This is a genomic window from Aeromonas sp. FDAARGOS 1419, from assembly GCF_019047045.1.
Taxonomy (GTDB): domain Bacteria; phylum Pseudomonadota; class Gammaproteobacteria; order Enterobacterales; family Aeromonadaceae; genus Aeromonas; species Aeromonas veronii.
On the sequence record NZ_CP077209.1, the window covers coordinates 4,515,680 to 4,542,158 of the forward strand.

Genomic DNA, 26,479 nt, shown 5'->3' on the forward strand with positions numbered 1-26,479 from the left:
AGCCCGAGATGGCGATCAGAACTGGTTTTTTATCCATCACTCCCTGTCATCACGCCATAAAACGACGTGATGACAGTGAGTAAGCGGTTAGTCACATCCGCAGCAAAGGGGGGCGATCAGGGCACGATAAAGGCCTGTTCCAGCCCGCCCTGACGTACTTTTTCCAGCACACTTGCCTGCTGGTCGGCGGCGACCGGGCCAATCAGTACCCGGAAAATGGCGCCATGAGCATCGATCCGGTAGGGCACGCCGTAACGCTGGGTCATCACCTTGCCCATCGCCTCGGCCCGATCCCGGGAGCCGCTGGCCAGTACCTGGATCATCTTGCCATCACCACTACCGGCGGGCGCTGCAGCCTTGGCTGGCGCTGGTTTGACAGGTGCCGCTTTGGCTGGCTTGGCGGCGGGTGCCTTGACGGGAGCGGGTTCGGCGGCGGGAGTGGCCATCGCCAGCGCGGTCGGTTCACCCAGGAAGCCATCTTGCGACAGCGTGTTGGAGGCCGCAGCCGGAGTGGTCGGAGTCATTTCGATGGGCTTCATCGGCTCCATGATCACCATCTGATCCGGAGTGTCGCTGATCAGCTCCAGCCGTACTCTGGCCTCACCGCTATCGACCATCTCCAGCTGCTTGGCCGCTGCGTAGGAGAGGTCGATCAGGCGCGGGCTGTTGAAGGGACCGCGATCGTTGACCCGCACTATGGTCTCCAGCCCGTTGTCCAGATTGGTGACTCGCACATAGCTCGGGATGGGCAGGTTGCGGTGGGCGGCACTGAACAGCTTGCTGTCCAGCACATCGCCGTTGGCGGTCTTCTGGCCGTCCAGATCCGGCGACAACCAGCTGGCGGTGCCCTCTTCGCTGTAGTGTTTGATGTCGCGCCACACCTCGTGCTTCTGCTTGCCGATCCAGTAGTCCCGGTTGCCGCTGGCACTCAGGGGCTCGGGGCGCGGAATGGCGCCGGTGGCTTGCGGGATCTCGATAACGGGTGGCTTGCTGACCGGTGCTTGCTGCTCGATGGGGGCGCTCTGTTCCGGCTGGCTGCTACAGGCGGCCAGCAACAAGCTCAGGCTGAGCGGGAGGAGTTTGTGACGAAGATGCATACGCTTCCTGAATGGCTTGGCTAAGTTGATACACCGCCATCGCATAGAGTGGGCTGCGATTGTAACGGGTGATCACATAAAAGTTATGCCGTGCGACCCAGTATTCCGGTCCATCGGCTTGGGCAAACGCCAGCAACTTGACCGGCGTCTGTGGGGCCAGCGGCGTGGCGAGCTCAATCCCTGCCGCCGCCAGTTCTGACCACTGTTGTGTTAACTCGGGCTCAGGCCTGAGTAGAGGCTCGACTGCCATCAACCCGATCTGGGCCGGTTCCACCACGGATTCGCCCCAGCGCCACTGGTGGCTGGCAAAATAGTTGGCCACGCTGCCGATGGCATCGACCGGGTTGGCAAACAGATCCCGCTTGCCATCCCCGTCAAAATCGACGGCGTAGTGGCGGTAGCTGGAGGGCATGAACTGCCCCATACCCATGGCCCCGGCATAGGAGCCCTTGAGGGTATCGAGTTGCCACCCTTCCTCTTTGGCCAGCACCACCAGCTGGGCAAACTCCTTGGCAAAGAAGTCGCTGCGTTCCGGGTAGTGGAACCCCAGGGTGTAGAGGCTATCGAGCACCGGATGACGGCCCATCTGGCGACCATAGAAGGTCTCGACCCCTATGATGGCCACGATGAGCGAGGCGGGCACCCGATAGGTCTGCTCCGCGCGGGCCAGCGTTGCCGCATGTTGCTGCCAGAACTGCTGGCCATCACGGATGCGATCCGGGGTAACGAACAGCGGCCGGTAGCGATGCCAGGGTTTGGCTTCCCACGGCTTGCTGATGGTGTCGAGCACCTCCTGCCGTAACTGGGCGCGGGCGACGGCAGCCTGCAGCTCCGCCAGCGGCACCTGCTGCTGGTCGGCGAGCAGGGCCAACCGATCCGGCGCCACGGCGGCGGTCGCCATCGTGGTGGCGAGCGAGAGCAGCAATCCAACCCGTCTCATCAGGCGAGCAGTCTTCTATGAGTCTGGATGGACATCAGGATACCGAATCCGGCCATCAGGGTCACCATGGAGGTACCGCCATAGCTCACCAGCGGCAGGGGCACTCCTACCACCGGCAGGATGCCGCTCACCATGCCCATATTGACGAACACATAGACGAAGAAGGTGAGGGTGATGGCGCCGCCCAGCAGTCGCTCGAAGCTGTTCTGAGCCTGCATCGAGATAAACAGGCAGCGGCTGATGACGTAGAGGTAGAGCACCAGCAGCAGGGCAACCCCTACCAGACCGAACTCCTCGCTGAACACCGCGAAGATGAAGTCGGTATGGCGTTCTGGTAAAAACTCAAGCTGGGACTGGGTCCCTTGCAGCCACCCCTTGCCAAAGACGCCGCCGGAGCCGATTGCAATCTTGGACTGGATGATGTGGTAGCCGCGGCCGAGCGGGTCTTTCTCCGGGTCGAGCAGCATCAGCACTCGCTGGCGCTGGTAGTCGTGCATCAGGAAGAACCAGAGCACCGGCATAAAGGCCAGCATCAGCAGGACCGCCAAGCCGATCAGCCACCAGCTGAGCCCCGCCAGAAAGATGACGAAGAAGCCGGAGGCGGCCACCAGAATGGAGGTGCCAAGGTCAGGCTGGGCGGCGATCAGCAGGGTCGGCAGCAGCACCATGATGAGGGCGATCACCACATGGCTGAACTTGGGGGGCAGCGAGTGGCGACTGAGCCAGGCGGCCACCATGATCGGCATGGAGAGCTTCATCACCTCGGAGGGCTGGAACTTCATAAAGCCCAGATCGAGCCAGCGCTGGGCCCCCTTGCCGATGTGGCCGAATACGTCCACCGCAATCAGCATCAGCACCACCACGGCGAACAGCGGCACCGACCAGCGGGCGTAGAGGGAGGGGGGCAGCTGGGCCAGGCCGATCATCAGGGCAAAGGCGAGACCGCCGCGCACCAGCTGGCGCACGATGGAGTCCATATCCTGACCGGAGGCGGAGTAGAGCACCACCATGGAGAGGGTCATCACGGCCAGCAGACCGAGCAGCAGGGGCAAGTCGATATGCAGCTTGTACCAGATGCTCTGCTGGCGGGCAGAATTACTCATTGGGAGCGACCTCACTCGGTTGGGACGGCTTTTCCGGTGCCGGTGGCAGTTGCGGATCAGGGGGCAGCAGATAGGCATCTAGCATCTGGCGAGCAACGGGGGCCGCATTGGTACTGCCACCACCGGCGTTCTCCAGCACCAGCGCCACGACTGCCTTGGGTGTTTCATAGGGGGCAAAGGCGACAAACAGGGCATTGTCGCGATGCTCTACCTTCATGGTTTTGGCGTTGTAGACCTGATTTTCTTTCATGTTGACCACCTGGGCGGTGCCGGACTTGCCTGCCGCCACATAGGGGGTGTTGGCAAAAGCGCGACGGCCGGTACCTTCGTGGCCGTTGATCACTCGCCACATCCCCTCCCGCGCCACCTGCCAGTAGCTGTCACTCTTGGTTTTGAGCGCCATGTTCGGGTTGATCGGTGCATCGACCACCCCCGCCTGGGAGGCGGTGCTCTTGAGCAGGTGCGGGGTCACATCGTGACCGTTCTGGGTCAGGATGCTGATCGCCTTGGCCAGCTGGATTGGCGTGGCGCTCCAGTATCCCTGACCGATACCGATGGAGATGGTGTCCCCCTGATACCAGGGCTGACGCCAGCGGGCCATTTTCCAGTCACGGGACGGCATGACCCCCTTGGTCTCTTCATAGAGGTCGACGCCACTGTACTGACCGAAGCCGAACTTGGTCATGTAGCTGTGGATCTTGTCGATGCCGACCCGATAGGCGAGATCGTAGAAATAGGTATCTGCCGAGACCTCGATGGCGCGATAGACATCGAGCCAGCCATGACCCCAGCGGCGCCAGTCGCGAAACTTCTTGGTGGTACCGGGAATAGAGAAGCTCGGGCCGCCGAAATAGCGGTAGCCCGGGGTAATGGCCCCCTCGTTGAGTCCCATTACCGACATCATGGGTTTGACGGTGGAGGCGGGGGCATAGATGCCCTGAGTGGTGCGGTTCACCAGCGGCCGCGCCGGATCGTTGAGCAGCGCCGAGTAGTTGGCGCTGGAGATGCCGGTCACGAACAGGTTGGGGTCATAGCTCGGGCTCGACTCCATGGCGATGATGGCGCCGGTTCTCGGATCCATCATCACGATGGCGCCGCGCTGGCCGGCCAGCAGTTGCTGGGCCTTGAGCTGCATCCGGACGTCGATATTGAGGTAGATATCCTTGCCCGGAATAGGTGGCTGGAACTTGAGGGTGCGGACAATCCGGCCGCGGTTGTTCACCTCGACCTCCTGATAGCCCGCCACACCGTGCAGCTCATCCTCGTAATACTTCTCCACCCCCTGCTTGCCGATATCCTTGGTGGCCGCGTAGTTGGCGAGTTTTTCTTCCTTCTCGAGGCGCTCCACGTCACGGGTGTTGATCTTGGCCACATAGCCCAAAGCGTGGGTGAGGGTGTCACCAAACGGGTAGTAGCGTTTGAGGTAGGCCTCGATGCTGGCGCCTGGGTAGTTGTGCTGGTTGACCGAGAAGAGGGCTACCTGATATTCGGTCAGTTTCTCGTAGAGGGGGACCGGCTTGAAGCGGCGCTGGCGCTTCACTTCGGCGAGGAACTTCTCCTTGGTGCCCTCTGGCAGACCCAGCAGGGTGATCAGCTGGTCGGCGGTTTTTTCGAGATCCTTGGTCTCTTCCGGCACAATTTCCAGACTGTAGACCGGGCGGTTTTCCGCCAGCAGCACGCCGTTGGCGTCATAGATGAGGCCCCGTGGCGGCGCCACCGGCACCACGCGGATGCGGTTGGAGTTGGAGCGAGTCTGGTAGGTGTCGTAGGACTCGACCTGCAGATAATAGAGATTGCCCAGCAGCACCAGCATCAGCACGACGATGCCGATGTAGGCTACCAGGGTGCGCCGGAAGAACAGATTGCCCTCGGCACTGTGATCGCGCATTTCGATGCGTTGTTTCAGCATGCCTTTACCTCAAGACCCTTGGGGGCAATAAGAGCAGGAACTGCATTGTTCACTCTCTGTGATAGGGGTGAATATGAGAGGTGAGACTCCAGAGACGCATGGCTCACTCTCTATGATACGGATGATTGGTGGTGATGCTCCAGGCCCGATAGAGGCTCTCTGCCACCAGCACCCGCACCAGCGGATGGGGCAGGGTGAGCGGTGACAGTGACCAGCTCTGTTCAGCGGCTGCCTTGCACTCCGGTGACAAGCCTTCCGGCCCGCCTACCAGCAGGGCGACATCGCGGCCATCGAGCTTCCACGCCTCCAGCTGGGTAGCCAGCTGCTCCGTGGTCCATGGCTTGCCCGGAATGTCGAGGGTGACGATGCGCGAGCGCCCCGCGGCAGCCAGCATGGCCTCCCCCTCTTTTTGCAGAATGCGGGGAATATCGGCATTTTTGCCCCGTTTGCCGGCGCCAATCTCCACCAGCTCGAACGGCATATCTTTCGGGAAGCGGCGGCGATACTCTTCAAAGCCATGCTCTACCCAGGCGGGCATCTTGGTGCCCACCGCGATCAACTGAATCTTCATGTCGGTACTTTGCTGCTCTCGTTATTGCGTGTTCACTTGAGCGGCACCGCCCCACAGTTTTTCCAGCTGGTAGAAGTCACGATGTTCATCCTGCATCACATGCACGATCACCGATCCCATATCTACCAGTACCCACTCTCCGCTCAGCTCGCCTTCCACGCTCAGCAGGTCGAGCCCGGCATGACGGGCTTCACTGGCCAGATGGTTGGCGATGGAGCAGACGTGACGGTTGGAGTTGCCGGAGCAGACGATCATGGTGTCAGTGATGCTGGATTTGCCGCGTACATCGAGGGTGATGATATCGCGGCCTTTCATGTCATCAATCTTGTCGATGATAAAGGCGTGAAGTTTTTGGCCTTGCAATGAGTCTCTCCTGTATTCCGGCGCCTGACAGCGTGAGGGCGGCGGATTATATCATGGTCACTCCCGTTTCCTACCGGAACGGGACAGCTGGGGTGTCTTACCGGCAGATGGCGCGGTAGAGCCCCTGTTGATCAATATAGTGCGCAACCGGCTCGGGCAAGAGGTAGCGGGGATCTTCTCCCGCCGCCAGCAGCTCGCGCAGCCGGGTAGCAGACAATTCAATGGGTTGATTGCTGGCCAACCAGATATGGCCTGCCCGTTGCCGGTGCAGTGCGGCTACCTTTTTGACCTGATGACGGGCCAGCAGTTCAGCCAGTTCGGCCGGATAATCGGGTTGCCAGCCGGGGCGGGTGCTCACCACCAGATGGGCGTAGTCGAGCAGCTCCCGCCAGCGGTGCCAGCCGGGCAGGCCAAGCAGCGAGTCCATCCCCATCAAAAAGCAGAGCGGCGTATCGGGCAGCTCCTGACGCAGCTCGATCAGGGTATCTATGGTGTATGAGGGCTTGTTGCGCAAAAGTTCCCGCTCATCCACCACGAAGTGGCGGTTCTCTGCCGCCGCCAGCCTGACCATGGCCAGACGCTGCTCGCTGGAGCAGTGCGGGTTGGCGCGGTGGGGCGGTATATGGTTTGGGATCAGCCGTACTTCCGCCAGACCAATGGCATCGCGCGCCTCGATGGCGGGGCGCAGATGGCCGATATGGATAGGATCGAACGTGCCCCCCAGCAGGCCAATGGGCGCCTTCAGCACGGGCTGCTCTCCATCACCAGCGGCAGCGGGGTGCCATCACGAAAGCCGAGGGCAATGGTCTGCAGCATCAGCCACGCCTGCTCGCTATCGAAGCGGCGCTGGGCATCGTCCAGCTGGGCCATCAGTTGCCACAGTTGCTGCAACTTGGCAAACGGCAGTCGGGTCAGTGCTTGCTGAATGAGCTGCTGGCGGCTCTGCCAGATGCGCAGGCGGCTGAAGTGCTCACCCAGCGGCTGGCCGCTCCGCATCGCCAACGACAGCTCGGTCAGCTGCTCCAGCTCGCGGCAGAGGGTCCAGGCCAGCATCCCCGGCTCGGTACCTTCGGCCCGCAGGGCGGCCAGAATGCGCTGGGCCCGGTTCACCTTGCCCTCCAGCAGGGTATCGACCAGCTGGAACGGGGTGAAGTGGGCGTGGCGGATAATGGTCTCTTGCAGATAGGTGACGCTGATGGGCTGGGGCGGCGAGAGCAGGGTCAGCTTCTCGATCTCCTGGCTGGCGGCCAGCAGGTTGCCCTCGTAGGAGTGGCACATGAAGTTGATGGCATCCGGCAGCGCCTTGAGGCCGAAACGCGCAAAACGGGCGCTCATCCAGCGCGGGAAGAACTTGGGCTCCGGATGGTTGACCGGCACATAGGTGCCAATTTGGTAGAGCTTGTCGAACCAGGCTGCCTTCATCTGGGTCTGGTTGAGGCGACCGCCACTCAGCACCAGCAGCAGGTCGGGATGAAGCTGCTTGCCAATTTCGCTGATGCGGGCGGCCAGATCCTTGTCCACCTTGGCGGGCAGCTCCAGCTCGATGATCTGGCGGGCGGAGAAGAGGCTCATCGCCTGACAGGCATCGTAGACCTGATTCCAGTCCAGACCCTGTTCCACCACGAAAGTGTGGCGTTCATCGAAACCCTGCTTGCGGGCGATCTGACGGATGGCGTCGATGGCCTCCAGTCGCAACAGGGGCTCGTCGCCAAAAACGAGATAGCAGGGCCGAAGCCCTGCTTTGAGGTGGTCACCAAATTGTTCCGGGTAGATCCGCATCAGAAGCTGACCTGACTCAACTGCCGGATCACCTGATTGGCCGCCTGCTCCTGCATTTCGCGGTTGAGCTGCTCCTGCTCACGGGAGGAGGCGAGCGCTGCATCCGGCTTGTTGAGGAAGCTGCGGTTGAAGTTGATGGGGAAGACTTGAGTTGGCTTGCCCGGCACCGAGATGGTGAACTGGGTACCAAAGCCCAGCACATACTCGGTGTCGACCCCGAGGGCGTTGACCGAGGCAACCTGACTGGTGCTGCCTACGCCACCCAGAGTGAGCACCGGAATGCCCTCCTTGTCGGCCAGGGTCACGCCAGAGGCCTTCAGGCGGGTGGTAACCATCCGGTAGAAGTCGCTCTTGTTGTCGCCCACGACCTTCATGGTCATCAGCTCGCTCGGAATGCCGTTGCCGCGCATGTGAAAGCCGCAGCCTTGCAGCAGCAGACCAGCCAGCACGATGGCCATCCAGCGGGTGAAGATGGTGCCCATAGAAAATCCTCTTTGCATTAAGGGAAAGCGGCGGGCGCAGGGCCCGCCGTTATCATCCGTTTGCTGTCACAGATTGGCAATGATCAGTTGGCAACCGATCAGTTAGCAACGATGTTGAGCAGCTTGCCCGGTACATAGATCACCTTGCGCACGGTCAGGCCGTCGGTGAACTTCTGCACGGAGGCATCGGCCATCGCCAGCTTCTCGACGTCAGCCTGGCTGATCTCGGCTGGTACGGTCAGTTTGCCGCGCATCTTGCCGTTGATCTGCACCACCACCAGCTTCTCGGTCTCGAACATGGCCGCTTCATCGGCCACCGGCCAGGCAGCGTGATCGATGTCGTCGCCCTTGCCCAGCATCTTCCACAGCTCGAAGCCGATGTGCGGAGTGATGGGGTAGAGCATGACTACCACGGCTTCCAGCGCTTCCTGCATCAGGGCGCGGTCCTGCTCGTCGTTGCCCAGCTTGGAGAGATTGTTCATCAGCTCCATGATGGCGGCGATGGCGGTGTTGAAGGTCTGACGGCGACCCACGTCATCGCTCACCTTGGCGATGGTCTTGTGCAGTTCACGGCGAACCGCTTTCTGCTCGTTGGTGAGAGCCGCTACATCCAGTGCGGCAACGGCGCCACCGGAAACGTGTTCGAAGGTGACGCGCCACAGGCGACGCAGGAAGCGCTGGGCACCCTCTACGCCGGAGTCGGACCACTCTAGGGTCATCTCGGCCGGAGAGGCGAACATCATGAACAGACGGACGGTATCGGCGCCGTAACGCTCGACCATCAGCTGCGGGTCGATGCCGTTGTTCTTGGACTTGGACATCTTGGTCATGCCGGAGTGCATTACCTCACGACCTTCGTTGTCGATGGCCTTGGTGATACGACCCTTCTCGTCACGCTCTACCTTGACGTCAGTCGGGCTGACCCAGACGTTGCCGCCCTTCTCGTCTTTGTAGTAGAAGGCGTCAGCCAGCACCATGCCCTGGCAGAGCAGGCGCTTGAACGGCTCGTCGCTGTTGACCAGACCCGCGTCACGCAGCAGCTTGTGGAAGAAGCGGGCGTAGAGCAGGTGCATACAGGCGTGCTCGATACCGCCGATGTACTGATCCACCGGCAGCCAGTGGTTGGCAGCAGCCGGATCCAGCATGCCCTTGTCGTAGTCCGGGGAGCAGTAGCGCGCGTAGTACCAGGAGGACTCCATAAAGGTGTCGAAGGTATCGGTCTCGCGGAACGCTTCCTGACCGTTGTAAGTGGTCTTGGCCCACTCGGCATCAGCTTTGATCGGGCTCTGGATACCATCCATCACCACATCTTCCGGCAGCAGCACCGGCAGTTGGTCTTCCGGCGTCGGCACCACGGAGCCGTCAGCCAGGGTCAGCATCGGGATGGGGGCACCCCAGTAACGCTGACGAGAGACACCCCAGTCACGCAGACGGTAGTTGACGGTGCGCTTGCCTTTGCCCAGCCCTTCCAGCTTGCTGGCGATGGCATCGAAGGCGCCCTGGAAGTCGAGACCGTCAAACTCGCCGGAGTTGAACAGCACGCCCTTCTCGGTGTAAGCGGCTTCGCTCACGTCGACGTCGCCATCAACCGGCTTGATCACCGCCTTGATGTCGAGGCCATATTTGGTGGCGAACTCGAAGTCACGCTGATCGTGGGCTGGAACCGCCATCACGGCGCCGGTGCCGTAGTTCATCAGCACGAAGTTGGCGACCCAGACTGGTACCTTGCGGCCATCCAGCGGGTGAATGGCATAGAGGCCGGTGGCCATGCCCTTCTTCTCCATGGTGGCCAGTTCAGCTTCGGCTACCTTGGTGTTCTTGCACTCTTCGATGAAGGCGGCCAGCTCAGGATTGTTTTGGGCTGCCTGCAGCGCCAGCGGGTGACCGGCAGCGATACCGACATAGGTGACGCCCATGAAGGTGTCCGGACGGGTGGTGTAGACCTCCAGCTGCTCAGCCTGACCCTCGATAGCGAAGCTGATGTTGACCCCTTCGGAGCGGCCAATCCAGTTGCGCTGCATGGTCTTGACCATCTCCGGCCAGCCTTCCAGATTGTCGATGTCGTTGAGCAGCTCTTCAGCGTAGTCGGTGATCTTGATGAACCACTGGGGGATCTCTTTCTGTTCCACCGGGGTGTCACAGCGCCAGCAGCAGTTGTCGACAACCTGCTCGTTGGCCAGTACGGTCATGTCGTTCGGGCACCAGTTGACGGAGGAGGTCTTCTTGTAGACCAGACCCTTCTCGTAGAGCTTGGTGAAGAACCACTGTTCCCAGCGGTAGTAATCCGGTTTGCAGGTGGCGACTTCACGATCCCAGTCATAACCCAGACCCAGCATCTTCAGCTGGTTCTTCATGTATTCGATGTTTTCGTAGGTCCAGGGCGCCGGCGCGGTATTGTTTTTGATCGCGGCGTTCTCGGCCGGCAGACCGAATGCATCCCAACCTATGGGTTGCAGCACGTTCTTGCCATTGAGGCGTTGATAACGGGAGATCACATCACCTATGGTGTAGTTACGAACGTGCCCCATGTGTAGTCGACCAGACGGATAGGGGAACATGGACAGGCAGTAGAACTTCTCCTTGTCTACCTTCTCCACGGCCTTGAAGGTTTTCTTGGCATCCCAGTGCTTTTGCACTGCTGGTTCGATTGATTGGGGAACGTATTGCTCTTGCATTGGTGACATCCGGATCTGTGAAATGAATAGATAAATCAGCTGGGAAATCGCAATAGAATACCCATATCCTGCGGCGGCAACAACCGCCAGCGTCCCTTGGGCCTTAAGCCGGGCCAGATCAGGGTTTAGTAGAGGAGTTAGAGCCATGGACAAACGTCAAAAAGGGTACGAAGCCTTCATTGCCGAGCTGCAAAAACAGTGGCAAGAGACTGAAGAGTTCCAGGGGGAGCGCCTCAACCGGATGATTGCCAAGGTGCAGGCCTATCTGGAGGCTGCCAGCGACCTGACCCAGGACGAACTGGCGCTCATCGCCGAGTACGTGAAGCGGGATCTGGGCAACTATGACGAGGGGCGCCATGACGATAGTGCGCAGGTGGAAGAGTCTGCCTTTATGCTGGCCCTCAAAGACACCGCCTGGTCCTGGCTGGCGGATGTGACCGACCGCGCCCAGGTGGAGTGGCGCGAGCTGGCCGACGAGCTGGAGCACAAGGGTGTTTACGAAGCGGGTGACTGGGTAGGGCTCGGGGTCATGGTGTGCGACCAGTGTGGCTGGCGCCATACCGTGCTGCACCCACAACAGCTCGATACCTGCCCCGAATGCGGCTGCGCCGAGTATCATCGCGAGCCGCTCTCGCCCTGAGTCAGGCCTCAAGGCGGACGAGATAACGAGCAAAAAGGCGCCATCAGGCGCCTTTTTCTTGCTTGCAGGTTTCGTCGGGACGTTTACTTGCCCGCTACGGAGAGGCCGCCAAAACGGATCTGCGGGGCGTAGAAGCCCTTGCCGTCGTTGTGGTGCAGGGTGTCACCGACCGCTTCCAGCTCGCCCAGCAGGCGGTAGAAGTTGCCTGCTACCGTGATGCCGCGCACCGGCTGCAGGCGAACTCCATCGCGGCAGAGGAAACCTGACGCGCCAAAGGAGAAGTCGCCGCTCACCGCATCGGCACCGGAGTGCAGGCCATCCAGCTTGACCAGCTCCAGATAGTCGCCGCTTTGCACCTCCGCTTCCCTATGGGGGCCTGCGCCAAACACCAGATGGCGAGCGGTCACATCGAGGGCGCTGCGGGCACCGCGAGCGGCCGAACCGTTGCTGGCGACTCCAAAGTGGCGGGCGGTGGCGCTGTTGTGGAGCAGGGTTTTCAGCTCCCCTTCGCCAATCAGCAGCAGATCCGAGCTGGCAGCTCCCTCGCCATCAAACGCCTTGATGTTCATGCCGCCCGGCATATAGACCCTGCTCTCCAGAGTAAGCCAGCGTGACGCTACGCTCTGGCCGACCTTGCTGCGCCAGGGGTTGATCCCCTGCTGGGCCCACTTGCCCGACAGCACACCCTGAAAGCAGCCAAACAGGCTGGCGAAGCAGTTGGTGCTAAAGATGACGCTGTAGTGACCGCTCGGCACCGCTTCACCGGGCAGCAGACCATCGGCGATGGCGTAGATCTGCTCGATCAGGGCCTGACTGTCCAGCTCGTCGAAGCGGCGGCCATACTGCCCCTGCGAGTGCATCGACTGGCGGCCATCCCGTTCCACCAGCGCCGAGGTGTAGCAGCCGACGCTGAACTCGCCGTGCTGGCAGAGGGTGCCCTGACTGTTGGCGAGCCAGAGCTGGCTCTCCCCTTCGAAGAAGCTGTTGTAGGGGGCGCCGCTCACATCGGGCATGGCCAGCATGTCAGATTCCAGGCGCAGGGCCAGAGCGATCTTCTCCTCAACCGGCGTGATATCGGGCTGGTTGATCTCGGCGCAATCTGTGGTGATCCGGCTATTGGCCACCGAGATGCGCTGATTTGCATCCACCTTGGCAAAGCGGCTGGCATCGAGCGCATCCTGCAGCATTGCATCCAGCGCCAGCTCATCGAGGGATTCCGAGTAGGCGATGCCGACCCGACCCTCTTTTATCAGGCGAATACCGAGTTGCTGGCTGCTGGTGACCTTGTATTCACCCAGCTCGCCCTTGTCTGCCTTGAGGGAGAAGGCCTTCTCCTGATTGGCGATGATGTCTGCCTCGGCGTTGAGGTCGGCCACCTTGTCGAGCAGGCGAGTGAGCAGTTGGTTCATGTCGAGCTGGCTCATCAGGCGTTCCCTCCCACCAGAATATTGTCCACTTTCAGCGCCGGCTGGCCCACCGAGGTGGGGACCGAGCCCGAGACAGAGCCGCACATGCCAGCAGCCAGCGCCAGATTGCGGCCCACCATGGAGATCTCTTTCAGCACCTGCGGGCCGGTGCCGATCAGGGTGGCCGACTTGAGCGGTCTGGTGATCTTGCCGTGCTCGATGAGGTAGGCCTCCTGCACATTGAAGTTGAATTCACCGGTGCCGGGCTGTACCGAGCCGCCCCCCATCTTCTTGGCATAGATGCCATGTTCGACGGTGGCCAGCATATCGTCGAGGCTGTGGTTGCCCGGCTCGATATAGGTGTTGCGCATGCGCGAGGTGGGGGCGTACTTGTACGATTCGCGCCGCCCCGAGCCGGTGCGGGCGTAGCCCGTCTTGAGGGCGCCCATTCTGTCCACCAGAAAGCCGGTCAGAACGCCGTCCTTAATGAGCTGGGTATGCTGGGTTGCCATCCCCTCATCATCGACGTTGATGGAGCCCCAGACGTTGCCTTGCAGCCCCTCGTCCACCGCATTGACCACCGGATTGGCGATAAGCTGGCCCATCTTGTCGTGGAATACCGAGGCCTTCTTGGCTACCGAGGTGGTCTCCAGCAGGTGGCCGCACGCTTCGTGGAAGATGACGCCGCCAAAGCCGTTCTCCATGATGACCGGCAGGGTGCCGCTCGGGCAGGGAGCCGCGCCAAGTTTCACCAGTGCCTGACGGGTGGCGGTGAGGGCCAGCTCGCGCGGATCGATGCGATCGGCATGCTCCCACCCCATCAGGGCGCCGGGGGCCTCGTAACCGACGCTCTGCTCGCTCCCTTCCATGGCGATGGTCTGGGCCATGATGCGGTTGTAGTGGCGGCGATCGGCCACTTGCAACCCTTCACTGTTGAAGATCTCCACCTCCTGCTCCCAGCCCAGCACGTTGCCGGAGAACTGGCTCACCTTGTCGCTCTCGGCGCGGGCCGCCGCATCCATGGCGTGCAGATAGGCGATCTTCTGCTCCAGCAGCTTGTCTGCCGACAAGGGCAGGGCCACCGGGTTGCGGTCGGTCAGGCGGGTGAAATCGAAGGCGGTGGCGGTCACCACGGGGTCGCGGCGGTCTTTGGCCGCCAGCAGGGTGACGATGCGCAGCAGCTCGTCGCGGCTGGCCAGATTGGTGTAGCCGTAGAGCACCTTGTGGCCGTAACAGAGGCGCACACCGATGCCGAAATCGAGGCCACCGCTGATGTTCTCTATCTGGCTGGAGAGCAGGCTGAGCTGGCTGCGGCGCTTGCGCTCGACAAACAGCTCGGCAAAATCGGCACCCAGCGCAAGCGCGTGATCGAGCACGTCACGGGCGATGGCGGGGGCCAACAGGGAGAATGGGGTCATAGAATATCCTTTTCTGGTCTGTCCGTTTGCTTCCGACATCCGGCTCTGATTGTTATGGGATGTCGAGTCCATTGTTGCAGACCAGCACAAAAAAGTCGCTATAGCGTCATGCGATGATACCGATTGAGAAAATCGGTGCGATAACTGCGCCCGGCGGCCAGGGCCAGGCGCTCAGGGTCGTTTTGCCAAAACGTGGGAAAGGTCAGAGCAGGGCGTGGATTTCGCTCAGGATCTGCTCGACCCACTGCTCGATGCGCGGATCGGTCTGGTCATATTGGTTGGCATCATCGAGGGCCAGCCCGACGAAGTGACGGCCATCGTCGATCAGTGCCTTGGAGGCATCGAATTCGTACCCTTCGTTGGGCCAGTAGCCCACCAGCTTGACCCCTTTTGGCACCAGCTGATCGTGCAGCATGCCGAGGGCGTCCTGGAACCATTCGCCATAACCGAGCTGATCGCCGAGGCCAAACAGGGCCACGATGCGTCCCTCCAGATGGAGGTCGGCGATATCTTCCCAGCGGGACTCCCAGTCCTCCTGCAGTTCGCCAAAATCCCAGGTGGAGATGCCGAGGATCAGGATCTCGTAATCCTCCATCCGGCGCAGGGAGACATCCTTGATATTGTGAATATCCACCAGCTCGGGGCCGATGAGGGCGCGGATCTTCTCGGCAGCCATCTCGGTGTAGCAGGTGGTGGAACCGTAAAACAGACCAATCTTCATCGCTCTTCTCTCTGTTGGCGCTTTCTCGCTTGCTTTTGGCGCGTTCTCGCATGCTCGCGTGGGCTGCGCCATGTTGGCAACACGATGGGTAACGTAAGGGGAGGGCGCCAGTCTAGCAGATTGCCATTCGACCTTCACCGCCCGGCAAGGTGCGTAGCAAACGTGCCTTATCTTTCCAATGAAAGTGCCTTGTCTTTCCAAGGAGTTGGCGCGTTACAATGGGCCATCGATCCCCTGATTGCAGCGCACCATGAGCAAGCCCGACCCCCATCCCCTGATTGAACCCTTTCTCGATGCCCTCTGGCTGGAGCGGGGATTGTCTGACAACACGGTCAGCTCCTATCGCAGCGATCTGGAGAAGTTCTCCCTCTGGCTCGACGAGCAGGGGAGCTCGCTGCTGCTGGCGGGGATGGACGAGATCCAGCACTACCTCGCCTGGCGTGTCGATCACCAGTTTGCGGCCAGCAGCACCGCCCGTTTTCTCTCGGCCCTGCGCCGTTTCTATCAGTATCTCAACCGTGAGAAGCTGCGCAGCGATGATCCGACCGTGCTGCTGGAGGGGCCCAAGCTGCCGAAAAAACTCCCCTCCGATTTAAGCGAAACGGAGGTGGATGCGTTGCTGAGTGCGCCGCTGGTGGATGACCCGCTGGAGTTGCGGGACAAGGCGATGCTGGAGCTGCTCTACGCCACCGGCTTGCGGGTTTCCGAGCTGGTGGGGCTCACTGCCGAGCATGTCAGTTTGCGTCAGGGCTTGGTGCGCGTAGTGGGCAAGGGCAACAAGGAGCGGTTGGTGCCGATGGGCGAGGAGGCGATGCACTGGCTGGAGCGTTACTACCGGGAGGCCCGCACCCTGCTGCTGGGGGGCACCAGCTCGGATGTGGTGTTTCCCTCCAAGCAGGCCCGTATGATGACCCGCCAGACCTTCTGGCACCGCATCAAGCTTTACGCGCAGCGGGCCGGGATTAACGGCGAGCTATCCCCCCATACCTTGCGCCACGCCTTTGCCACCCATCTGCTCAACCACGGCGCAGACCTGCGGGTTGTGCAGATGCTGCTGGGTCACGCGGATCTTTCCACCACCCAGATCTACACCCATGTGGCCAACGAACGGCTCAAGGCGCTGCACGGGGAGCACCACCCCAGAGCCTGAGTGGCTGGCCTCCCAAAAACAAAAAACCGCCAGCAGGCGGTTTTTTTATCTCTACACGACAGGAGATGGCGCTTATTTCCCTTGCTGGGATTTCAGCAGATCACGGATCTCGGTCAGCAGCTCCTGATCCTTGGTCGGGCCTGCCGGGGCGGCGGCTTCCTCTTCCTGCTTCTTCTTGAGGGTGTTGATGGCCTTCAGTCCCATGAAGATGGCAAAGGAGATGATCAGAAAATCGATGATGGTCTGGATGAACTTGCCGTAGGCAATGACCACGGCGGGTGTTGTACCTTCTGCGGCCTTCAGGGTGACCGCCAGGTCGCTGAAGTCCACGCCGCCCAGGATCAGGCCGATGGGCGGCATGATCACGTCACCGACAAAAGAGGAGACAATTTTGCCGAAGGCGGCACCAATGATGATACCGACCGCCATATCGATGACGTTGCCGCGGGCGGCAAAGGCTTTGAACTCTTGAATCAGACTCATTATTTCCTCCGAAATTAAACAAGATAGCGCGTTGATTACCCTTGCCAAAGGGCGAACTCTTGTCAGGAAAAACAGAGGCTAAGCCGCGTTGTTCCTGTCGTCCTGACTAGCTTGCGGGCGTTATGAGTCCTTGGCAATCGGGGGGAACCATTTTTTTGGTACAAAGTGATATTAATTTTTTGGTAATTAGCTGGTTGAATGATGAGCTGTGCTGCTGTAGTTTGCTGGGTCGATTCATTCATACCACGTGAGTAAACAAGTGAAGTATTTACTACTGGGAATGATGCTTTTGTGCACATTTGCTGCCAGAGCGGGGATGGATACCCAAGCCTTGAAACAGACCATCACAGCCCGGCTGGGGGTCCCCGTCTATCTGGTTGAACCGACCCCGATCGCGGGGTTGTATATGCTGGGCACCTCACAGGGGGTGCTCTACAGCGATGCCAAAGGGGATTATGTGGTGCAGGGGGTCATGCTGGATATGACCCGCGACATGAAGAACCTGACCATCTCGGGTATGCGCGAGCAGCGCCGACTTGGCTTGGCACAGGTGGCCCATGCCCCCATCGTGCTCAAGGCCCGGGATGAGCGTCACCGGGTTGCGCTGTTTCTCGGCGAGCAGGACGCAAAGCGCCGTCAGCTCTCCGGCACCTTGCAACACCTGCAGGCATCCGGGGTGAGCGTGGCACTCTATCCGGTGATTGATCACGCCGAACGGGCCGCCGACTGGTGCAGCGATCCTCTGCTGCAAAATGATCCGTTAAAAGCCTATTTGCCTCAAACGGCATGTAGTGAGACCCTTATCCAAAATATTGGCCTGAGCCAATGGTTGGGGGTCAAGGTACTGCCGGCCTGGGTCTCCTCCGACGGGGATCTGGTGCGCGGGTATCAGAGCCCCGAACAGCTGCTCAAGATACTGGATAATTTTGATGCCTCTGCACATTCGTCGTCGTCCGCGAGTTGATGATTCCCATCTGCCTGCCACCCTGCATCCCCTGCTTCGCCAAATCTTCGCCAGCCGTGGCGTAGAGGATCCCGCCCTGCTGGAGCGCAGCGCCAGCCAGCTGTTGCCGCCCCAGCGCCTCTATGGCATGGAGCAGGCGGTGCCGCTGCTGGCGGATGCCCTGACCGCCCAGAAACGGATCCTGATTGTCGGCGACTTCGACTGCGATGGTGCCACCAGTTCGGCCCTGTGTGTGCTGGCCCTGCGCGCCATGGGCGGTCGCCACATCGATTTTCTGGTGCCCAACCGCTTCGAGTTTGGCTACGGCCTCACCCCCGAAATTGTCGAGCTGGCGGTGGCGCGCGGCGCCGAGTTCCTGATCACGGTGGATAACGGCATCTCCAGCATCGCCGGGGTGGCGGCTGCCAAGGCGGCCGGCATGCAGGTACTGGTTACCGATCACCATTTGCCGGGTCAGGAGCTGCCTGATGCCGATGCCATCGTCAACCCTAACCAGCGCGGTTGCGATTTCCCCTCCAAGTCGCTGGCCGGGGTGGGGGTGGCCTTCTACCTGATGGCGGCCCTCAACACCCATCTGCGTCAGCTTGGCTGGTACGAACGGCAAGGGTTGCGAGCCCCCAATGTGGCGGATTACCTCGATCTGGTGGCTCTTGGTACGGTCGCCGACGTGGTGGCGCTCGATGGCAACAACCGCATCCTGGTCCATCAGGGCTTGCAGCGGATCCGGGCCGGCCGCTGCCGCCCCGGCATTCAGGCGCTGGTGGATGTGTCGGGCCGCGATGGTCGCCGTCTCACCGCCGCCGATCTCGGTTTCGCGCTGGGGCCGCGCCTCAATGCGGTGGGCCGTCTCGATGACATGTCCCTCGGGGTTGCCTGTCTGCTCTGCGATGATCTCAATCTGGCGCGCCAGCTTGCGGCCGAGATGGACAGCCTCAATCAGGAGCGCAAGGAGATCGAGCAGGGGATGCAGCAGGAGGCCCTCACTACCCTGGAGCAGATCCGTTTTCGCGATGGCGAGGTGCCGTCGGGCATAGTGCTGCACCGGGACGAGTGGCATCAGGGAGTGGTGGGGCTGGTGGCCTCCAAGGTGAAGGAGAAGTACTACCGCCCTGTCATCGCCTTTGCCGAGAGCAGCGAGACCGAGCTCAAGGGCTCCGGCCGCTCCATCCCCGGCGTGCACCTGCGCGATGCACTGGAACTGCTCGATACCCGCCATCCGGGCCTGATGGGCAAGTTTGGCGGCCACGCCATGGCGGCGGGGTTGACCCTGGCCAAGGCCAACATCGAGGCGTTCGGTCGGGCCTTTGAGGCGGTCATTAGTGAGCTGGTGACCCCCGAGCTTTTGACCGGGGTGTTGCTCACCGATGGCGAGTTGTTGCCAGACGAGCTCACTCTCGAGCTGGCAGAGCTTATTCGCGCCTCCGGCCCCTGGGGTCAGGCCTTCCCCGAGCCGCTGTTCGACGGTGAATTCGTGCTGGTGCAGCAGCGGCTGGTGGGGGAGAAGCACCTCAAAATGATGCTGACAACCGATTCCGGTCACGCGGTGGATGCCATCGCCTTTGGCGTCGATCTCAAGCGCTGGCCCGATGCCTCGGTCAAGCGGGTGCGGCTGGTCTACCGGCTCGATGTCAACGAGTGGCGCGGCAACCGCAGCGTGCAGCTGCTGGTGGAACATCTGGAGGCGGCCGGTCTTTGAGTCAAGAGCATCGCAGCCCTATCGCTGACAACGGCCACCCTCGGGTGGCCGTTTTTGTTGACAGATCTCTGGAAAAGGGCGTTGACCTGTCTATAGCTTTACAGTTTAAGCTCGTCTCTATCGGGTCACCTGAGGGCCCGCACCGTGAGTGATTGTCATGAAAATATCCGAACTGGCCCGCCGCTGCGGCCTCGCCCGCTCCACCCTGCTCTATTACGAGAAGCTGGGGGTGATTGCCGGTACCCGGGCCGCCAACAGCTATCGCCACTATGACGAGGGGGATCTGCAGCGACTGCAGATGGTGCAGGCTCTGCAGGCAGGTGGCCTCAGCCTCAAGCAGTGCCTCGCCTGTCTGGCTGGCGAGATAGATCAGGCGGCATTGCAGGCCCGGGTCAGGGAGCTGGATGAGGAGCTGGCGCGGATGCAGCGCGCCCGGGATCTGTTGGCGGATCTGGCAGGGCTGCGCCCGCGCTCCGGTGAGGAGTTCAAGGCCTGGCAGCTGCAACTGCAGCGCGAGGCACCGGAGGCCTACTTCGCTTGGGTGATGAAACAGGGTTTTAGCGAGAAAGATCGCTACCACTTGCAATGGTTGAGCAAAGACATGAATGAACATGAGCGTTACATCAAAGACTTTATCCAGCTGCTGGATGGCATGAGTTACTGGGGGCCGGGGGATCGCGCCTTCACTCAGCTGCAGTTTGCCGCCTTGCCCATCCGGCCGCGCCGGATCCTCGACATGGGCTGCGGGCGCGGTGCCTCGACCATGGCGCTGGCTCAGGTGACCGATGCCGCCATTGTGGCCATCGATCTGGAAGAGGAGGCACTGGCCGCCGTGGCGCACTCCGCCCGTGCTGCGGGCTTTGAGCATGTCTCCACCCTCTGCGCCAACATGGCGGCACTGCCGGACGATCTGGCCCCGGCCGACCTCATCTGGGCAGAGGGGAGCGCTTACGTGATGGGGGTTGCCAATGCGCTGAAGGCGTGGCGCCCGCTGCTCGCGAGCCCGCAGGCTTGCATCGTGCTGAGTGATGCGGTCTGGCTGACCGATAACCCGCCCGAGGAGGCATTGGCATTCTGGCAGCAGGATTATCCCGCCATGCAGACGCTGGCGGGCCTGCTTGAGACGATACAAGCGGCAGGCTACCGCTGCCTGTCGCATACTCCGTTGCCGATGTGCGCCTGGAACAACTATCTGGACCCTATCGAGGTCAATCTGGTGCGCTATCGAGACGAGCTGGGGGAGAGTGCTGCCTGGCAGGACTTGAGCCGGGAAGTGGCCATCCACCGCCAATATCTGGGCAGTTACGGCTATGTGATCTGCTGCCTGCAAGCGATGTGAAGAGGATGGCTATTGCCATTGAGGGTGAGCCAGTGACCGGAGGGGGGGGCAGATGCTCCCCCATTTGTTTGGGTTTTTAAATGCTCAGTTCAGTGATAATTGAGTGTTTAGTGCTGATTTGCATGATTAGGTGAATATAAAAATCCAATAAAGCGATGTCTTGTGATATATTTATCTTCGCATTCCTGTCATCCTTGAAGGAGCTCGATCCTTGCCTCTTGCCCGTCGCTTACCCCCAAGCCGCATACAGCACTGTGCAATGGCCTTTGCCATCGCCTGCATTCTGTGGCTCGCTGCTTTTGCCGCAGCTGGGCTGAGCGCCGTTTCGCAGGGGCCATCTGCCGGGGCGATGGCGGGGATGGCACTGCAAGACCCGCTCAATCAGCGTCTGGTCGACACGGTCGGTTTGCTGCCGGGCAACCAGTGGCGCCACGGGGTCGAGCAGGGGCGGCGGTTGGCGAAGGAGCGGGAAGGCCATCTCTATCAGATGCTGCTGGCCTGGTTCCAGTACGACATCCTCGGCCTGCTCTGTGGCCTGCTGTTCTTTGTGCCGCTGATCTATGTCAGACAAGCTTGTGGCCACGTTGGCTATCTGCATAAACGGCAACTCTGCGGCCACCATCTGCAATTTCGCTTCTGTCACGGCGACTAGCTCACCCGGCTGGCGGACGCTCATCCACATTTTCACACGGCTTTTAACGCTCCCGATTGACTGACGGGGTAGGCTGACACCTGCAGCCTGCGCTCTATCGTCCGGAGTTGCGTCCGCGCTTTCTGTTGTTTCGTCCATGCTGCTGGCCATCGGCCAGAGGCAGACTTTCTCTTTGCGCAAACACCTGGTGAGCACACCCTATGGACTACTACCTCAACCTGTTTATTCACTCAATCTTTGTCGAGAACCTCGCCCTAGCCTTCTTTCTGGGGATGTGTACCTTTCTGGCCGTCTCGAAGAACATCAACACCGCCTTTGGCCTTGGCATGACGATCCTGGTGGTGATGGTGATCGCCATTCCCCTCAACAACTTGATTTACCGCCATATCTTGCGGGCAGGCAGTACCTTTTTCGGGGAATTCGATCTGGGATTTCTCGATTACATCATCTACATCGGGGTGTTGGCGGCGTTGGTGCAGGTGATGGAGATGGTGCTCGACAAGTACGTTCCGGCGCTCTATCAGGCGCTCGGCATCTATCTGCCGCTGTTGACGGTGCACTGCGCCATCTTTGGTGGGGTGATGTTTATGGCGCAGCGGGATTACGATTTTGCCGAGTCGCTGGTCTACAGCGCAGGCTCGGGGCTTGGCTGGCTGCTGGCCATTGTCGCCATGGCCGGGCTGCGCCAGAAACTGAAGTACGCTGATGTACCCGAGGGGCTGCGGGGCATCGGCATCACCTTTATCGTGGCGGGGCTGATGTCCCTTGGTTTCATGTCCTTCTCCGGCATATCTCTGTGAGGGGATGACATAAAAAAACGAGGCGCCTGTGGGCGCCTCGTTGTTTATCGGGGATTGCGGATTGGCGTTACAGCTCGCGGGCCCAGGGGTGAGCCTTGGGGCGCAGCGCCAGCGCCAGAGCCAGCAGCAGTACGGTCAGACCGTAGAGGGGCCAGCTGCCAAAGCGCATGTAGGGGGTCTCGCCGTGGGCGGGACGCACCTCGCTGCGCAGCACGCCCGCTTCAAACTGCGGGATCTGGCCGATGATGCTGCCATCGATCTCGGTCACGATAGTGATGCCGGTGTTGGTGTCGCGCAGCAGCGGACGAGCCAGCTCCAGCGCGCGCATCCGGGCGATCTCCATATGTTGCCAGGGGCCGATACTGGTGCCGAACCAGGCGTCGTTGGAGACGGTCAGCAGGAAGTCGGTATCGGCATTGACGTTGCGGCGCACCTCCTCCGGGAAGATGATCTCGTAGCAGATGGCGGCGGCAAACTTGAGCCCCTTGGCGATCAGGTTTGGCTGCACTTCGTCACCCCGGCTGAAGGAGGACATCGGCAGGTTGAAGAAGGGGGCGATGGGGCGTAGCAGATCTTCAAACGGCACGAACTCGCCGATGGGCAGCAGGTGGTACTTGTTGTAGCGGTTGGAGTGGTTGTAGAAGTAGGACTCCTTGCCATCCGCATCCTGCACCCCCATGCCGAGCACGGTATTGTAGAAGCGCTGTTGCTGCTCATCGTAGTGAATAATCCCCGCCAGCAGGCCGGTATCGTTCACCTTCATCGCCTTGTCCAGATTCTCCAGATAGGGGCCCATCGCCTTCTCGATGGCCGGGATCGCCGATTCCGGCCAGATGATGATGTCGGCATCCTGATTCTCGCGGCTCAAGTCCTGATAGGTGCGCACCGTGGGGGCCAGCGCCTCTGGATCCCACTTGAGGGACTGGGCGATATTGCCCTGCACCAGTGCCACCTTGACCGGCTCGCCACGGGTGACCCAGTTGAGCTGCATCAGACCGTGAGCACCTGCCACCAGCAGGGCAGGCACCGCCAGCCAGAGCGGGGAGCGGGACTTCCACACCAGCCAGATAGCGGAGGCGGACAGCAACAGGGCGAGGGTGATGCCCTGCACCCCGAGAATGGGGGCAAAGCCCTTGAGGGGGCCGTCGATCTGGCTGTAACCAAACCAGAGCCAGGGGAAGCCGGTCATCACCCAGCCACGTAGCCAGTCAGCCACCAACCAGAGGGCCGGGAAGGCGAGCAGCCAGCGGCTCCAGTGACGGCCGCCAAAGACGCGGGCAAAGACCCAGCAGGCGAGCGTCGGATAGAGTGCCAGATAGGCGGAGAGCCCGGCCAGCAGGACGAAGGCGACCGGCAGCGGGATGCCGCCAAACTCGGTCATGCTGACATGGATCCACCACAGCCCCGGCAAAAAGAGTCCCATGGCGTAGCCAAAACCGCGCCAGGCGGCCTGTTTCGGCGTTGCTTTGTCCAGCAGGGCGTAGAGGCCAAGCAGGGAGGGGATCACCAGCGGCCAGTAGCCGAAGGGGGAGAAGGCCAGCACTGCGATGGCACCAGAGGCCAATGCACTGAGGCTTAACAGAATTTTAGAAGTAACAGGGGATAATCTCACGGGCGATGGTGCTCGTCTTGGTGTGCAACTGGGGTCGAATGGCCGGTATCTTAACCTGTAAGCGGGGCAACGGCGAGCCTCGATGCCGGTGGCAGAGAGCACAACGCCCCGAGGTCGGGGCGTTGTTTCACACATCGAGCGGATCTGCCTATTGCGGCTCAGATTGCGCCGCCGCGTGGTGCTCGGGGATCTTCACCTGCAACTGCTGCAGACGGCGCCGGTCGGCATGCATCACCTTGAACAGGTAGCCATCCAGCTCGATCTCCTCGCCCTTCTTGGGCAGGTGGCTGAAGGCGTGCATCACCAGACCACCCACCGTATCCACCTCTTCATCGCTGAATTTGGTGCCGAAGAAGTCGTTGAAATCCTCGATCTCGGTCAGGGCGCTGATGGAGAAGACCCGCTTGCTGAGGCGGCGGATCTCGTCCGGTTCATCTTCGATGTCGTCAAACTCGTCGTCGATCTCGCCAACGATCAGTTCCAGTATGTCTTCAATGGTCACCAGACCGGAGACGCCACCAAATTCGTCGACCACGATGGCCATGTGGTAGCGCTCTTCACGGAACTCCTTGAGCAGACGGTCAACCCGTTTGCTTTCGGGGACGATCACCGTGGGGCGCAAGATTTTCTCGAGCTGCAGCGGCTCGCTGGCGTGATGGCCGCCAAACCCGAAGGGGAGCAGATCCTTGGCGAGCAGTATGCCCTCCACATGATCCTTGTCCTCGTTGATCACCGGGAAGCGGGAGTGACCGGACTCGATGATCACCGGCAGGATTGCATCCACCGGTTGGGACTTCTCGATGGTCACCATCTGGGAGCGGGGGATCATGATATCGCGCACGCGAAGATCGGCGATCTCCAGCACCCCTTCGATCATGTCCTTGGTGTCCTGATCGATGAGGTCGCGCTCTTCGGCATCGGCTATCACGTCTACCAAATCATTGCGGTCTTTTGGCTCGCCCTGGAAGAGTTGGCTGAGTTTGTCGAGCCAGGTTTTCTTCGGCGAGCCGGTACTAGGGTGATCGTCGGTCATTTTCTCTCTTGGTTACTCGTATGAACACACTTGAAATAGTTCGGGTTATATAAGGATGGCCATCTGCTGTTTCAAGACGATGACCATCCGGTTCTTTACTCTTCGTCGTTCAGATAAGGATCGGCAAAACCGAGCTCCTGCATGATATCGCGCTCAAGCGCTTCCATCTCTTCGGCTTCCTCATCCTCGATATGGTCATAACCTAGCAGATGCAGACTGCCGTGCACAACCATGTGGGCCCAGTGGGCCATGAAGGGCTTGCCCTGCTCCTCGGCCTCGCGCTCTACCACCTGACGGCAGATCACCAGATCGCCGAGCAGCGGCAGCTCCAGACCGGGTGGCGCCTCGAACGGGAAGGAGAGCACGTTGGTGGGCTTGTCCTTGCCGCGATAGGTGAGGTTGAGCTCGTTGCTCTCCGCCTCGTCGACGATGCGCACCGTCACTTCTGCCTCCTGCTGGAAGCCGAGAATGGTGCCGTCGAGCCAGCCTTGCAGCTGGGCTTCGGTGGGCAGGCCGTCAGTGCTGGCACTGGCCAGCTGCAGATCCAGGGTTACGCTCATTGCTCGCTCTCTTTGCTGGCGTTTGTTTGGCCGGCCACCTTCTCGGCGGCCTGTTTGGCGTCGAACGCCTCATAGGCCTGCACGATGCGGGCCACCACCGGGTGGCGCACCACGTCTTTGGACTCGAAGAAGTTGAACGACAGACCATCGACCCCTGGCAGCACTTCCAGCGCATGGCGCAGGCCGGATTTGGCGTTGCGCGGCAGGTCTACCTGGGTGATGTCGCCGGTGACCACCGCCTTGGAGTTGAAGCCGATGCGGGTGAGGAACATCTTCATCTGCTCGGTGGTGGTGTTCTGGGCCTCATCGAGAATGATAAAGGCGTCATTGAGGGTTCTTCCGCGCATGTAGGCGAGCGGCGCCACTTCGATGATGTTGCGCTCCATCAGCTTCTCGACCCGCTCAAAACCCAGCATCTCGAACAGGGCGTCGTAGAGGGGGCGCAGGTAAGGATCCACCTTCTGGGAGAGATCGCCGGGCAGGAAGCCCAGCTTCTCCCCCGCTTCCACTGCCGGACGGGTCAGCAAAATGCGGCGAATTTCCTGACGCTCCAGCGCATCCACTGCTGCCGCGACCGCCAGATAGGTCTTGCCGGTACCGGCAGGGCCTATGCCGAAGCAGATATCGTGGCGCACGATATTGGCAATGTACTGGGCCTGATTTGGGCTGCGTGGCTTGATGAGACCGCGCTTGGTCTTGACCGTCACCTCCTTGCCATAGGGGATGCTCGGCGCCGGTTCGTCATCCTGCTCCAGCACCCGCGACTCCTGAATGGCCAGATGGACCATATCGGGAGTGATATCGGTCACCTTGCCACCCTTGAGGGGCTGGGTTTCCACATAGAGGTGCTTGAGGATGACGGCGGCGGCATCCAGCTGGGCCGGTTTGCCCACCAACTGGAAGTGGCTGTCACGGTAGCTGATCTCGACGCCGAGGCGGCGCTCCAGCTGCTTGATGTTGTCATCGAAGGGGCCGCACAGGCTGGTAAGGCGCTGGTTGTCGGCGGGCTCCAGATGCAGATTCAGGGTCGAGATGTGTCGGCTCAAAATATCCTCGTCTCAAGGCGCTCCCCATCCGCCGGGCGAA

25 protein-coding genes are annotated in these 26,479 nt (G+C 60.9%); 7 read left to right on the top strand and 18 right to left on the bottom strand.

The features are described 5' to 3' along the window. Positions 1-116: 116 nt before the first annotated feature. The 10 genes from I6L49_RS20625 to leuS all read right to left on the bottom strand — a co-directional run bounded on the left by I6L49_RS20625 (position 117) and on the right by leuS (position 10,919). Positions 117-1,097 carry a septal ring lytic transglycosylase RlpA family protein gene (locus I6L49_RS20625; RefSeq protein ID WP_216950270.1) on the bottom strand — a complete coding sequence of 327 codons (981 nt, stop codon included), beginning with the start codon at positions 1,095-1,097 and terminating at the stop codon, positions 117-119. Beyond that, a complete protein-coding gene (gene mltB, locus I6L49_RS20630) occupies positions 1,039-2,037 on the bottom strand; it encodes a lytic murein transglycosylase B (protein ID WP_216950271.1) in 999 nt (332 codons plus the stop codon). Before mltB ends, I6L49_RS20625 begins: the two co-directional genes overlap by 59 nt. Next, the gene (rodA, locus tag I6L49_RS20635; RefSeq protein WP_005335170.1) at positions 2,037-3,140 is read right to left on the bottom strand and encodes a rod shape-determining protein RodA; all 1,104 of its coding nucleotides are present in this window, start codon (positions 3,138-3,140) and stop codon (positions 2,037-2,039) included. Before rodA ends, mltB begins: the two co-directional genes overlap by 1 nt. Further along, the gene (gene mrdA, locus I6L49_RS20640; RefSeq protein ID WP_040066816.1) at positions 3,133-5,049 is read right to left on the bottom strand and encodes a penicillin-binding protein 2; all 1,917 of its coding nucleotides are present in this window, start codon (positions 5,047-5,049) and stop codon (positions 3,133-3,135) included. The genes rodA and mrdA overlap by 8 nt, the downstream gene beginning before the upstream one ends. Before the next feature lie 103 nt (positions 5,050-5,152). Next, entirely contained in the window at positions 5,153-5,620 is a 468-nt protein-coding gene (gene rlmH, locus I6L49_RS20645; protein ID WP_005335166.1) for a 23S rRNA (pseudouridine(1915)-N(3))-methyltransferase RlmH, read from the bottom strand. Positions 5,621-5,641: 21 nt separating this feature from the next. After that, positions 5,642-5,983, bottom strand: a complete 342-nt coding sequence (gene rsfS / locus I6L49_RS20650) for a ribosome silencing factor (protein WP_216950272.1) — start codon at positions 5,981-5,983, stop codon at positions 5,642-5,644. Between the two features lie 97 nt (positions 5,984-6,080). Further along, a complete protein-coding gene (nadD, locus tag I6L49_RS20655; protein WP_216950273.1) occupies positions 6,081-6,731 on the bottom strand; it encodes a nicotinate-nucleotide adenylyltransferase in 651 nt (216 codons plus the stop codon). Then, positions 6,725-7,762, bottom strand: a complete 1,038-nt coding sequence (gene holA / locus I6L49_RS20660; protein ID WP_216950274.1) for a DNA polymerase III subunit delta — start codon at positions 7,760-7,762, stop codon at positions 6,725-6,727. The genes nadD and holA overlap by 7 nt, the downstream gene beginning before the upstream one ends. Then, the gene (gene lptE, locus I6L49_RS20665) at positions 7,762-8,244 is read right to left on the bottom strand and encodes an LPS assembly lipoprotein LptE (protein ID WP_144714343.1); all 483 of its coding nucleotides are present in this window, start codon (positions 8,242-8,244) and stop codon (positions 7,762-7,764) included. Before lptE ends, holA begins: the two co-directional genes overlap by 1 nt. A gap of 98 nt (positions 8,245-8,342) precedes the next feature. Continuing rightward, positions 8,343-10,919: a leucine--tRNA ligase gene (gene leuS, locus I6L49_RS20670; RefSeq protein WP_216950275.1), complete on the bottom strand. Its 2,577-nt coding sequence runs from the start codon at positions 10,917-10,919 to the stop codon at positions 8,343-8,345. Positions 10,920-11,064: 145 nt separating this feature from the next. Here leuS and I6L49_RS20675 point away from each other — a divergent pair, with 145 nt between their 5' ends. Then, positions 11,065-11,559: a zinc ribbon-containing protein gene (locus I6L49_RS20675; RefSeq protein ID WP_005335155.1), complete on the top strand. Its 495-nt coding sequence runs from the start codon at positions 11,065-11,067 to the stop codon at positions 11,557-11,559. Between the two features lie 83 nt (positions 11,560-11,642). Here the strand turns inward: I6L49_RS20675 and I6L49_RS20680 are convergent, their stop codons facing one another. From I6L49_RS20680 to fldB, 3 genes are all read right to left on the bottom strand, one after another. Then, positions 11,643-12,983, bottom strand: a complete 1,341-nt coding sequence (locus I6L49_RS20680) for a TldD/PmbA family protein (RefSeq protein WP_216950276.1) — start codon at positions 12,981-12,983, stop codon at positions 11,643-11,645. Further along, positions 12,983-14,383: a TldD/PmbA family protein gene (locus I6L49_RS20685; protein WP_216950277.1), complete on the bottom strand. Its 1,401-nt coding sequence runs from the start codon at positions 14,381-14,383 to the stop codon at positions 12,983-12,985. Before I6L49_RS20685 ends, I6L49_RS20680 begins: the two co-directional genes overlap by 1 nt. A gap of 202 nt (positions 14,384-14,585) precedes the next feature. Next, positions 14,586-15,104: a flavodoxin FldB gene (gene fldB, locus I6L49_RS20690; RefSeq protein ID WP_005335151.1), complete on the bottom strand. Its 519-nt coding sequence runs from the start codon at positions 15,102-15,104 to the stop codon at positions 14,586-14,588. A gap of 250 nt (positions 15,105-15,354) precedes the next feature. On the opposite strand from fldB, the gene xerD reads away from it, so the two are divergent. After that, on the top strand, positions 15,355-16,254 hold the full coding sequence (xerD, locus tag I6L49_RS20695) for a site-specific tyrosine recombinase XerD (protein ID WP_042061134.1): 900 nt from the start codon (positions 15,355-15,357) through the stop codon (positions 16,252-16,254). A gap of 72 nt (positions 16,255-16,326) precedes the next feature. Here the strand turns inward: xerD and mscL are convergent, their stop codons facing one another. After that, positions 16,327-16,737, bottom strand: a complete 411-nt coding sequence (gene mscL, locus I6L49_RS20700; protein ID WP_042054731.1) for a large-conductance mechanosensitive channel protein MscL — start codon at positions 16,735-16,737, stop codon at positions 16,327-16,329. A 316-nt stretch (positions 16,738-17,053) separates the two neighbouring features. On the opposite strand from mscL, the gene I6L49_RS20705 reads away from it, so the two are divergent. From I6L49_RS20705 to nqrE, 5 genes are all read left to right on the top strand, one after another. Further along, positions 17,054-17,701: a disulfide isomerase DsbC N-terminal domain-containing protein gene (locus tag I6L49_RS20705; RefSeq protein ID WP_216950278.1), complete on the top strand. Its 648-nt coding sequence runs from the start codon at positions 17,054-17,056 to the stop codon at positions 17,699-17,701. Then, the gene (gene recJ, locus I6L49_RS20710) at positions 17,667-19,397 is read left to right on the top strand and encodes a single-stranded-DNA-specific exonuclease RecJ (protein WP_216950279.1); all 1,731 of its coding nucleotides are present in this window, start codon (positions 17,667-17,669) and stop codon (positions 19,395-19,397) included. Before I6L49_RS20705 ends, recJ begins: the two co-directional genes overlap by 35 nt. A 157-nt stretch (positions 19,398-19,554) precedes the next feature. Continuing rightward, the gene (locus tag I6L49_RS20715; RefSeq protein WP_216950280.1) at positions 19,555-20,736 is read left to right on the top strand and encodes a MerR family transcriptional regulator; all 1,182 of its coding nucleotides are present in this window, start codon (positions 19,555-19,557) and stop codon (positions 20,734-20,736) included. A gap of 259 nt (positions 20,737-20,995) precedes the next feature. Next, positions 20,996-21,388 (top strand): hypothetical protein, encoded by a 393-nt coding sequence (locus I6L49_RS20720; protein ID WP_254127509.1) that lies wholly within the window; start codon positions 20,996-20,998, stop codon positions 21,386-21,388. Between the two features lie 200 nt (positions 21,389-21,588). Then, positions 21,589-22,188: an NADH:ubiquinone reductase (Na(+)-transporting) subunit E gene (gene nqrE, locus I6L49_RS20725; protein ID WP_076493655.1), complete on the top strand. Its 600-nt coding sequence runs from the start codon at positions 21,589-21,591 to the stop codon at positions 22,186-22,188. A gap of 67 nt (positions 22,189-22,255) precedes the next feature. On the opposite strand, the gene lnt is transcribed toward nqrE, so the two are convergent. From lnt to I6L49_RS20745, 4 genes are all read right to left on the bottom strand, one after another. Further along, positions 22,256-23,800, bottom strand: coding sequence for an apolipoprotein N-acyltransferase (gene lnt / locus I6L49_RS20730; RefSeq protein WP_216950281.1), 1,545 nt, complete (start codon positions 23,798-23,800; stop codon positions 22,256-22,258). A gap of 148 nt (positions 23,801-23,948) precedes the next feature. Then, positions 23,949-24,833, bottom strand: coding sequence for a CNNM family magnesium/cobalt transport protein CorC (gene corC / locus I6L49_RS20735; protein WP_005354092.1), 885 nt, complete (start codon positions 24,831-24,833; stop codon positions 23,949-23,951). A gap of 95 nt (positions 24,834-24,928) precedes the next feature. Next, the gene (gene ybeY / locus I6L49_RS20740) at positions 24,929-25,393 is read right to left on the bottom strand and encodes an rRNA maturation RNase YbeY (RefSeq protein WP_216950282.1); all 465 of its coding nucleotides are present in this window, start codon (positions 25,391-25,393) and stop codon (positions 24,929-24,931) included. Then, on the bottom strand, positions 25,390-26,439 hold the full coding sequence (locus tag I6L49_RS20745) for a PhoH family protein (protein ID WP_216950283.1): 1,050 nt from the start codon (positions 26,437-26,439) through the stop codon (positions 25,390-25,392). The genes ybeY and I6L49_RS20745 overlap by 4 nt, the downstream gene beginning before the upstream one ends. Between the last annotated feature and the right edge of the window lie 40 nt (positions 26,440-26,479).